Origin of the sequence: Candidatus Alcyoniella australis (assembly GCA_030765605.1) — a bacterium.
Taxonomy (GTDB): Bacteria; Lernaellota; Lernaellaia; order JAVCCG01; family Alcyoniellaceae; genus Alcyoniella; species Alcyoniella australis.
Map to the genome: position 1 here is coordinate 1 of JAVCCG010000057.1, position 9323 is coordinate 9323.

The following is a 9323-nucleotide window of genomic DNA, read 5'->3' on the forward strand; positions in this document are numbered from 1 at the left end:
AGGTCCGGCCGTGTAAATGTTTCAATCCACTTCGATCCCCGGAGGGAACGAAGACGCCCCCGGCCGATAGAATTCTATCGTTAAAACCATGTTTCAATCCACTTCGATCCCCGGAGGGAACGAAGACTCTCAACACATAAGTGCAATCAACGTATCGGTTTTGTCGCCGGTTTGCGCGGACCGCTTATTCGAAGCCTTTACCGACCGAATCCGACCCGGGCCTTGCGGGAACAAGTATGCGATTTCACAAGCAACGCGAACCTGCCAGGGAAAACATGGTTGTTTAGGGTTCGCGCAGATTATCGCTACAGCCATTATGAGCCTCACACAATCAGGGGCGCGTCGAGATCAAGCGGCTTCCTGCACCCATGATGTTCCACCTTCCCCAAGTCATCCTCGGAGAGAATGTAGAAACGCAAGCTGTCCTTTTTATCGTTCATCTCATTCAGCAGTCGCGCTCGCAGCACGACCCAGTTAGTTTTATCCAGCTTGCATTCGAAAATCGACCACTGCACACGTTGCCCGTAATCCTGGCACGCTTTCGAGATTCTTCGCAATCGCCGTCGCCCCGCTTGGGTTTCAGTCGAGACATCATAGGTTATCAGTACATTCATCGGACACCTCTATCGAAAGGCAAATGGCGGATACTCGTCCAGTTCGCCGCGGATCGTGCGCGAGAGCAACCGCGCTTGCACGTACGGCAACAACCCCGCCGGGATCGCCTGCTCCAATAACGGATGTGTAATCTGGCGGCCTTTGCGGCCCTGGTATTCCTCAATAAACGTACGCCGCGCTTCGTCGGTCAATGTCACACCTCCGGTTGCCGCGACCTCGAAATCGTTGCCATCGATCTGCCTGCGGTTGACCAACGCCAGCACCATTCGATCAACGGAGAAGGCTCGAAACTCTTCCATCAAGTCCAACGCCAGGGACGGGCGCCCCGGACGCTCGACATGCAAAAATCCCACCCATGGATCGAGCGACGTGGTTTGCAGTGCCGCAATGCAGTCGTTGAGCAAGAGCGCGTAGCCGAAAGACAGCAACGCATTAAAGGCGTTTTTCGGCGGACGGCGGGAACGCCTTTCGAATCGTAGCGCCGCGTCGTTGACCACGACCATCGAATCCATCGCAGAAAAATAGAGCGCCGCCGCTTCTCCCTCATAGCCCCGAATCTGGTCGATCATCGCTGCACCGGGCAACGACGCTTCCAACCGCGCGACGGAATCAACGACGCTGGACAGGGTTTCGCTTGCCTGTTCATCGCGTTCTCTTGCCGCGCGCCGCAGCAGCGCTGCACTGTTCTTAATTTTGCCCTGTACTATGAAGGCGGCGATTCGTTTGACAGTGAGCGGATCGTCGGCCGCTCGGACCTGTTGGCGTCGGAGGATCGCACCGCCGGAAGCAAGTCCTTCGAACCGTCCTAAAAATACCCGCGTTCGGTCAACATCGCCACGTGCAATGACCGCTCTGCGCACCATCCAAGCACATACGGGCTGACCGAAACCCGCCCGAAGCAGACGATGGCGCTGACACGATGTACTGGTACGCGCAGAAGTTCGCGATGATCCACGGAGACCAAAATGTTTTCTCGGTCTTTATGGACATACGCACCCTGCGTGGTGACGTACAGCGTGTTTAACAGATTCACGCTTTGCCTCCGTCAGGATCGCTCGGTTGCGCGCGGGCCAATTTTCGATGAAAGCCGTTTACGTCGGCGGTTATTTCGGGCAGACATACCTCCCTCAGCGAGCAATTGTCGCACTTTTTTGCGTACGATGCCCGCGGCGTCAGGCGTTGGTCGACCAACTGCCAATAGCGTTTGGCAGCAGCGAATGTCTTTTCACGTAACAATGCATCGCACTCAACGACCACGCGCCGGTTGCTGGAGCGATAAAAAACCGCGCCGCGCGGCACGTCTACGCCGAGCATTTCCTCCAATGCCATGGCTTGGGCGCAAAGTTGCACTCGGTCGGCGAGCCGACGGCCCTTGGCGCCGTGTTTGTGTTCCACGGGAAAGGGCCGCCACACGCCGGCAGCTTCCTCGAAGACGAGCTCCACCACATCAGCGACGCCGACCACGCCCAGCCGTTCGGACCGCAACGCCAACGCGCGACAGATGCGCAAACCAGCTCGGACCTCGCCAGCCGGGTCGTGGACATGTTCGTGCTCGACCCGACCGGCTGCGGTCAGCGGATTTTCGACCCACACGCCTTCGACGTGGATCAGCGCGCACTGGCGTTCGCAGAAAACCACGTGTTGCAGGCCCGAGAGGGGCAGGAGGTCATCGACGTCCATTTTAAATCAATTCCTGTACCTCGATTCCGGAAGGCAATTCGTTTTGATCGATGGTTACGTCGTAGTCGAGAAACGAGCGGGCGGGGAGCTGTTTTCGGACGACCTTCACCCGGTCGAACAACTCGTGTGCCGGCGCGTTGCCCAGGGAACTGTCGTGTTTGAAGACAATCAGCTTGCGTGTGGCCATCATGCCGCGGGCTGCCGAGCGATCGACCTCGAACATCTTCTGGATCGCCGTCCACAGCAATCCCAGGTCGTCTTCCGAAAAGCCGGTCTGCGCTGCGAGTTGCGGCGACACGAAACCGCGACCGAAATAGAGTCCGTAGGGGATCGTCGCCTTACGACCCATCGTCCGGTTGTCGCCGCCCTGCGCCTCTGCCTCTTTTATCGTGGTCACGGCCATGCGGGTAATGGAATGTTCGCTGGCGACGATCGGGTCCAGCGACCGCGAGAAGGTTAGTTGCACCGGGCCGCGCACTTGCCCGCAATTCACCCCCGTGGACATTACGGCGCCGAATGTGCGGATGTCGAAGAAGTTTTGGCACATCCACTGGCGGACTTTATCGACGTCGTCCCGCTTCTGCTTTTTCTTGTCCATCTTGATGTCTAACGCCGTGTAGGCGCGGCGGTGTTGCTCGTTGAGAATTGCCTTCTCTTTTACGTAGATTTCGTGCGGCGGCTGGTTCTCCTTGGCAGCGGCGACGTAGTTGCGGATCTTGCGTTTGAGGCAGACGTCGGTAACCAGTCCGTGGCCGGTTTCCGGGTCAATGCGCGGCAGGTTCCCGGCGTCGGGGTCGCCGTTGGGGTTGCCGTCTTGTACATCAAAGAGAATGACGAAGTCGTATCGGTTTTTTAGCTCGCTCATGGTTTCTCTCTTTCTATCAATTCAAGGTGTTTTCGTTTTCAGTTCCGTTGTGGTCAACGTGTTCCTTCTTGCGGAACATCTCGGCGCGCTGGTGGTAGTAACCCAAGGCGAAGAGGCCTTGATCTTTGAGATCCAGCGTCGTCGGGAAGCCGCTGACCGGTTCGAGGATTTCGGACACCTGCTGCTGATACCAGATGCCGCTGCCGCCGAGTTTGCCGACGTGGTGTTGCGACAGCTTGATCAGGCGGGGAAATACGGTAACCGGATTGGTCGAGGCCGCGCCGAAAAAGCGGTCGGCGATGCCGGCATTCGGATTGCCGATGGCCCGCGTCTGGAGCAATTCCAGCACACAGAACAACCGACCGAGCCGATAGGCAGTGTTGATGTTGTTGGGATCCATGGCTTCGCTTACCTCCTCGGGAGAGAGATTCAGGGTCTTTTTTCGCGCGCCGCGCGCCAACGACGCCTTGATTACGCACGTACGCAAAAAGGCGCGGTGCCAATTGGGCGCAGGTCCTTCGGCGCGGCAGCGACGGACGGCGGCCGAAAGCAGCGTGAGCGGGTAAGGGCCGTCACGCAGAATCGCCGCGTAGGACTGTGCCGCCAAGTTCGGTGGGATATTTTCGGCCTTGCCTTGGAGAACGATGGCACGCAGCAAACCGTAGAGGCCGGGAAGCGGTGGATCGTCGAAAGGGAAGTCGAGCGCCAGATCGTCGAAATGCCGCCTGAGGTTCTCGGCAACATCGGCCACCGACGACTCGAACCAGTCGCGCACCATAATGCGGCCCTGGGCGCCTGAGAGGGTCAGCGCGTAAAAGCGATCCTCGTCCTTGAGCCATGCCGGGCGGCCTTTTTTAGGAGACTGATACAGTAAGGCGACGTTCTCGGCGGAACCCAGCAGCTTGCCCACCATCGACTCGAATCCGGAGCGGTTCTCGCGGGTCCAAAAGCAGGCCACGGTGTTGTCGTTGAGCGAAATGGCATTGTCAGCACGAGGGGACAGCAACGAGTTGAGCGCCGTTGTATAGGCTTCGGCCGCCGCCTGGCCGATCGGTGCGTTTTCGTTCTGCTTGAAACCGTAGCTCAGTGCCGCGTCGAAATTGAACGAGACCAAGGTACCGCCGCTTGTGGACGCGCCGCGGACGCCTTTGATTTTCGGGTGCGTAAGCTCCGGGACGCACGGTTCCCCGGTGACCAGACAGGTCCACTCGGCGGCTTGTTTTTCGGTCGCCGCGCGGCGAACCCCTTGCCAGTAGGCTCTGATTCCCGGCCGCTCGTGAACCAACAACGTGCCGTCCGGGTCGTAGACAAAAGCGTACTGCTGATTGGGCGGATGGTTGTCGGGCAAAAGCGGCCGCAGGGCATTCGGAGTGTTTTTGTCGTAGAACTTGAGTAAGGCCGTTAAAGCCTCGTCGTCGGTCGCCGCTGCCGCTTCGCGGATCCGTTCGATAAAGAGTTCCCGCCGAACTGCACACTTTCCCGGCTTCCCGTCTTTCTTCGGGTCGTCGGAAAATCCGAGTACGTAGTCAGATTTGTCAACCAGCAGAAACGCCAGATCGCCCGATGTGCGTCCAGCTCCTCGCGGTACATTGAATCGCTTGGGAATCGGCTTCCCCTTTGCGTTTGGTTCAAATGTCGGCTCGAAACCAAGGAGGGCTCCGTCGCGCCCAATCCGAATCAGGCAGCCCACGGGGCGCTCCTCGTAATCCGGGTCGTCCATCAACCCCCTGTGATTGGCGTAGTCGAACAGTGCCTTGAGGATCATGGCGCGCCTCCCGATGTGATCACCTGTTCGCGCGGCGGAACGGCAACCACGCCCTGTTGCAGCTCGGCGCTAAAGAACAGGGGACGGAGGCGATCGCCCCTGTCTGCCGCGTCAAACTCAATGTCATAGAGCATCAGGCCCAGCGACTTGCTCAAACCGATCGGTTGCGGGGCGTCGTCTGCCGGGGCGACGTTGGCGGGGAATTCACGGCACCCCAAATAGGGTTGGTGAAAGCACTGCCCTTTTTTCAAACGCCGCTGGAACATCGCCTCGAACTTGGTCGGGTTGTCCTCGGGCCCCGCCTTGTCGGTCATGGTGAAGTGGGCGGTGACCACGTAATCGACGTGCTCTAAGGCAAGGGTGTGGCGCTGCTGGCGCTGTGTCTCGACGACAAAATCAGGCAACACTCCGCTTTTCATCGCCGTTTTGGCGTTGGCGACCGAGACGCGCCCTTCGACCTCGTTGCGGCGGAACCCCGTGAACCGGATTGGCGCAAGGACGTCTATCTGGTCAATGTGCCAACAGATCGCGGGTTTCCAGAGGATCGCCTCTAGGACGCCGCGTGCGGCCGACGGGGTAATCACCTCGTAGGAAACGCGCTCAGCTTTGAACTCGGGTCGCGTGAAACAGGCAAGTTCGCCGCGGACCCTCACGCGATACGGTGGACTGCGATACATCTCGTTTTCCCCCTTGTGTTGTTGGTTAAACAATCAGTGATGGCATCCATGATTCACCGTCACGGATGACCAAGCCGAAACGTTGATCGTAGACAGACTGGAAAACATCGGGTGAAAGCCGCCATGCGACTTCCTCGCCCAGCGGCAGAAGATGACCGCGGACGCGCCATTCATCGGCGGTCTTGCGCGGTATTTGTACGGTGAAACGCTGCAACCGCCGCAACTGGTGACGCCAGGAAATAGGGCTGCCGTTTTGCACGCGCCGGTCTATATCGTCGATCACATCCGCGGCACGCCCGAAAGGCACAATGACGCCCTCGCTCCAGTCGTCCTCGATCATGCGGAAGGCTTCGGCAACCTGTTTGAAGGCAAGGCGTTTGCGTTTGCCCTGGATGTCCTTGGCGTCGCTGTCGGTCAGGAAGAAGAGCCGCTGGAAAAACTCGTCGTAGATTTCCGGGTCATGGATATCTAGCGCGCCCCGGCCGGCAAGCAATCCCCGGGTGACTTCCAAGGCCTTGGTCGGCACGCCCCGGGGTGGATTGCTTTGCGCCACGAAAACCTCGACCCGGCCCTGTGCCAGCCGCCCTTCACGGTTGCAGCGTCCGGCGGCTTGGGCAATCGAATCCAGACCGCCCAGCGCGCGGTAGACCACGGGAAAATCCAAGTCAACTCCCGCCTCGACCAGTTGGGTGGAAACCACGCGGATCGGCCGGCCGTCTCGGAGTGTCGCGCGAATCGCGTTGATCGTCGCCAAACGATGTTCGGCGCACATGGTCGCCGAAAGGTGGACGGTCTGCTCGTTCCCCAGACGCTGATCAAGCATGGTGGTTAGGCGCCACGCATCGTCGCGGCGGTGAACAACACACAGGACACACGCTTCACCGGCCAGGCGGTCGGCAAGTGCCTCCCATGTTGTTGGCAAATTGAGATCGGCTGGCCAGGTCACATTGGTCCGTGACGAGGTCGCCTTAAACAATGACAACGGGTCGGTCACGATTTCGCGTACATCGGTCAGACCGAGCGGAAACCCATCCCGGTGGCGTAACGCCGGTTGGGTCGCCGTCGAAAGTACGATGCTGACGCCATAGTCACGCGCCAAGGTATTCAACCCGTCGAGAATCGGGGCCAGCAGCTTCGCCGGCAGCGTCTGCACCTCGTCGAGGACAACCACACTGCGTGCGATGTTGTGCAGCTTGCGGCATCGCCCGGGTCGGTTGGCAAAGAGCGATTCGAAGAACTGCACCGAAGTGGTGACGACCAGAGGCGAGTCCCAATTCTCAGCGGCGAGCCGCGCGCGTGTGGACACCTCAGCGCAAGGGGCCATTTCCATTTTGACCGCGCTGTGATGCTCTATCACTGCCTCGTCGCCAAATACCCCGCGGTAGACCTGCGAGTTCTGTTCGATGATGCTCGTGTAGGGAATCACGACGATCACGCGCTCGAGGCCGTACTTGGCCGCGTGGTCGAGGCCGAAGGCCATCGATGACAGCGTTTTGCCGCCGCCGGTGGGGACGGTTAAAGAAAACAGACCCGGCGGAAGCGATGCGGCAGCGCGACATTGGGCGAGAACGCGAGCACGAAAAGCGTTGATCGGCGATGGCTCGGCGTCACGCGTCATGCCGGCGAGAAAATCGTCGAGCCGCGCCTTCATCTCCGCAATCGACAAGGCCCCGTCACGGCGGCCGGCTCGCTCGGGATCGAAAAACCGTTCCGTGTCCAGGTAGTCGGCGTCCACCAGCGCGGAGAAGACCATCCGCAACCAGAATTCGTGGGCAACTTCATCTTTCAGGAAAGGCGGCCCATCAGAATACTGCGGCAAATTTGCTGAAAAGCCCCTCTCCCGCGCCTTTGCCAGATGACGCCGGGCTTGGTCGAGTTCCGCGCGAATTCCCTGGGCAAACTCGATAAAATCGGCTAATCCGCCGTGATGTCCGGCGACCGCCGCAGCAAGCAGGCACCCGAGCTCGCCGCGGGCAAAGAGTTCGGCCGCCCCCACGTATGCGTGGCGCACGCGCCGATTCTCACCGCGCAGTCTGCCTTGAAAAGCCGGCTGTGTCTTACCCAGATCGTGTGCCAGCGCTGCCAGTTCTGCCGAGGCGCCTGATGCGAATTTGTCGGCAAAGGCCTTGGCAAGTTCCGCTGTTCCGCGCAGATGCTCAGACAGTAACTGACCGCGGCCACGCTCATCCACATGCGCCAATTCATCCATTTGACCCCCTTGATCCGAATAATTGCCGTTCACGCCCAATTGCTAAAAAATAGGTTGGAACTGTACGTTACGACAGAAATGTAACACCCAACGTCGCATCCGGGGCATGCCAGATTACTGTGATCGCTATGCGCTTAAAAAGACAATATCAAATGAAGGTATCCTATGAAAGCCGAGCAGATGGACAACCAGGCGATGAAAACGCCCCGTGCTTCGCTCAACCTCCTCAGTCAACAAAACAAATACGTTTCAATCCTGAAAATTTTTCCTGTGTCCACTGACGTAGTGTACGAGCAGACGGCCAGCCCTAGTTAGAGGTGACCATCGCCCGTTTCTCGAAGAGAATGGGGTTGCTGACTCATTCAACCTGGAGGTGAAGCGATGCCATAGACATCCCGGTTGCCGGACGTGTCCGCGTGGCCCAGGCTCTGGTGCAGGATCACGCGGTCGATCTTTTCCAGGTCGCGCTGCTGCGGCCAGCGCGGACGACTCGGATTCCACGGCAAGCTCTCAACGAGCCGGATGATGTGAGCCGCCCCCATTATGCCGTCTTCCGTTCAACCACGGCCGCGCGAATCTCCGCCAGCCGCTCATGGATGTTCGCCTGGTCGGCTCGATATCCACAGCACTCTCCGTGCTCGACATGGTCGCGGATCTCGTCGAGGCACTCGGCGGTGCGATTTTTCCACGCGCGGTCGTTGCCGAGCATGATCTTGATCAGCTCGTCATTCTTGCGGGTGATCCAGCGAATGAGAAATGTAAACATCGCGCCGTATCCGGCCATGGCGCCGGCCACGATGGCGAGGAGCTGAAGCGTGTTCGGGTCCATGGTCAATACCCTCCGAGATCTGGCGAAAGCGTGATCACCAGGATGTATGGCATGAGGCCGCGGTACTCGTCCGGATCCTCGTTGGCGCAGCCGATGCCGCAGAGCAGGAGATCTCCTGCCGTGATGCGCTGTGTACCGTTGATCGTCACATCGGTCTGAGCCACAAACACCCCGGCCCGCGGGTTGTACTGGGGATCGAACAGAGCGACCCACTGGTCGTCGCTCAGACGCACCCACTCGTCCAGGCTCGCCTGGGCAGTAGAACCCTGCGGATCGACACCCTGGCCGCTGTAGCGATGCGCCTGCACCTCGCGGATCGACCGGGCCCACTGGGAAAGCGCGCCGGGGCCTGCCGGCTCGATGTATCCCCACATTTCGTTGTCGTGGGCGCCTCCGGGAAGCCGCGCCTGCGCGTCCGCCAGAGTCGCGTTCTTCTCCTGAGGCCGAATCACGCCGCGGCAGCCGACCAGCCGGTCGCGGCCGTCCAGCGGAATTTCGAGCTTGTCCACGGCCGCGATGACCGAGTAGTTGCCACCACCGGGGTCGCAGCCCTTGGCCCACTGGAGGTCCTGCTCGAGTGTGATCTCGTCATCAACACCAGTGCCGGGAGTGATGGCCGGCACCCTGCTGAACTCCGCTGACGTGACGCCACGCAGCCAGACCAGGTCGCCGGCCGAGAAGAT

General features: G+C 59.7%; 10 protein-coding genes. 1 reads left to right on the forward strand and 9 read right to left on the reverse strand.

Annotated elements, in window-relative coordinates:
• Nucleotides 1–323: 323 nt before the first annotated feature.
• The 7 genes from cas2 to P9M14_06240 all read right to left on the reverse strand — a co-directional run bounded on the left by cas2 (nucleotide 324) and on the right by P9M14_06240 (nucleotide 7811).
• Nucleotides 324–614 carry a CRISPR-associated endonuclease Cas2 gene (cas2, locus tag P9M14_06210; protein MDP8255324.1) on the reverse strand — a complete coding sequence of 97 codons (291 nt, stop codon included), beginning with the start codon at nucleotides 612–614 and terminating at the stop codon, nucleotides 324–326.
• Between the two features lie 9 nt (nucleotides 615–623).
• Nucleotides 624–1478, reverse strand: coding sequence for a CRISPR-associated endonuclease Cas1 (cas1, locus tag P9M14_06215; protein ID MDP8255325.1), 855 nt, complete (start codon nucleotides 1476–1478; stop codon nucleotides 624–626).
• Nucleotides 1479–1644: 166 nt separating this feature from the next.
• Complete coding sequence (gene cas4 / locus P9M14_06220) at nucleotides 1645–2295, reverse strand: CRISPR-associated protein Cas4 (GenBank protein ID MDP8255326.1); 651 nt, start codon at nucleotides 2293–2295, stop codon at nucleotides 1645–1647.
• 1 nt (nucleotide 2296) lies between these two features.
• On the reverse strand, nucleotides 2297–3160 hold the full coding sequence (gene cas7c, locus P9M14_06225; protein MDP8255327.1) for a type I-C CRISPR-associated protein Cas7/Csd2: 864 nt from the start codon (nucleotides 3158–3160) through the stop codon (nucleotides 2297–2299).
• Between the two features lie 16 nt (nucleotides 3161–3176).
• The gene (gene cas8c, locus P9M14_06230) at nucleotides 3177–4925 is read right to left on the reverse strand and encodes a type I-C CRISPR-associated protein Cas8c/Csd1 (protein MDP8255328.1); all 1749 of its coding nucleotides are present in this window, start codon (nucleotides 4923–4925) and stop codon (nucleotides 3177–3179) included.
• A complete protein-coding gene (cas5c, locus tag P9M14_06235; GenBank protein MDP8255329.1) occupies nucleotides 4922–5635 on the reverse strand; it encodes a type I-C CRISPR-associated protein Cas5c in 714 nt (237 codons plus the stop codon). The genes cas8c and cas5c overlap by 4 nt, the downstream gene beginning before the upstream one ends.
• Nucleotides 5628–7811 carry a CRISPR-associated endonuclease Cas3'' gene (locus P9M14_06240; protein MDP8255330.1) on the reverse strand — a complete coding sequence of 728 codons (2184 nt, stop codon included), beginning with the start codon at nucleotides 7809–7811 and terminating at the stop codon, nucleotides 5628–5630. The genes cas5c and P9M14_06240 overlap by 8 nt, the downstream gene beginning before the upstream one ends.
• A 165-nt stretch (nucleotides 7812–7976) precedes the next feature.
• On the opposite strand from P9M14_06240, the gene P9M14_06245 reads away from it, so the two are divergent.
• The gene (locus P9M14_06245; GenBank protein MDP8255331.1) at nucleotides 7977–8126 is read left to right on the forward strand and encodes a hypothetical protein; all 150 of its coding nucleotides are present in this window, start codon (nucleotides 7977–7979) and stop codon (nucleotides 8124–8126) included.
• A 226-nt stretch (nucleotides 8127–8352) separates the two neighbouring features.
• On the opposite strand, the gene P9M14_06250 is transcribed toward P9M14_06245, so the two are convergent.
• A complete protein-coding gene (locus P9M14_06250) occupies nucleotides 8353–8640 on the reverse strand; it encodes a hypothetical protein (GenBank protein ID MDP8255332.1) in 288 nt (95 codons plus the stop codon).
• A 2-nt stretch (nucleotides 8641–8642) separates the two neighbouring features.
• A complete protein-coding gene (locus tag P9M14_06255; GenBank protein MDP8255333.1) occupies nucleotides 8643–9263 on the reverse strand; it encodes a hypothetical protein in 621 nt (206 codons plus the stop codon).
• Between the last annotated feature and the right edge of the window lie 60 nt (nucleotides 9264–9323).